General features: G+C 54.1%; 2 pseudogenes. Both read left to right on the top strand.

Annotation, left to right across the window (positions count from 1 at the left end):
- A pseudogene (locus EIZ37_RS25640) lies at positions 1-228 on the top strand (IS21 family transposase); the annotation flags it as partial.
- A pseudogene (locus tag EIZ37_RS25645) lies at positions 225-629 on the top strand (ATP-binding protein); the annotation flags it as partial. The pseudogenes EIZ37_RS25640 and EIZ37_RS25645, both read left to right, overlap by 4 nt.

Below are 629 nucleotides of genomic sequence, written 5' to 3' on the forward strand. Positions count from 1 at the left end.
CGAGAGGTAAACGGATTCGTCGAAATATACTGCGAGAAGCAACTCATCGCCCGGCACGAGAAGCAGTACCAATCCCGAAGGTTAGTGATGTGTGAGGACCAATACGCGAATCTGAGTACGGCTCAGGGATATGCTTATCCAAAGCCGCAAGGCGTTCAAATTCCTGTTCAAGACGTGGAAGTGCATCCGTTGGACGTGTATGAGCGTCTTGTGGAGGTGGGCGCATGATCGAGCTCGAACAAGCCCGCCACCGTTTAGAGGAGCTCGGATTGGGCCAAGCGGCCCAATCCCTCGATGCCAAGCTGGAAGCCGCCAGTCGCAGCCAAAGCACGTATCTCTCTTTCCTCAATGAACTGCTGGATGCTGAGATTCAGGAGCGCCAGCGCCGAAACGTTGAAGTTCGCATGAAGCTGTCCCACCTGCCTTATCGGCGCACGCTGAACGAGTTTGACTTCTCCTTTCAACCGGGGATGGATGAGCGACTGATACGTGAATTGGCGGCGCTGACGTTCGTTGGGAGGCAAGAAAATGTGCTGTTTCTCGGTCCTCCTGGCGTGGGGAAAACGCATTTTAGCGGTTGCCATTGCCATGGAGGCCATTGGACAAGGATTACCTGTCTATTTTGTCTC

It is taken from the genome of Brevibacillus migulae, assembly GCF_004521915.1.
In the GTDB taxonomy this organism is placed as follows: domain Bacteria; phylum Bacillota; class Bacilli; order Brevibacillales; family Brevibacillaceae; genus Brevibacillus_F; species Brevibacillus_F migulae.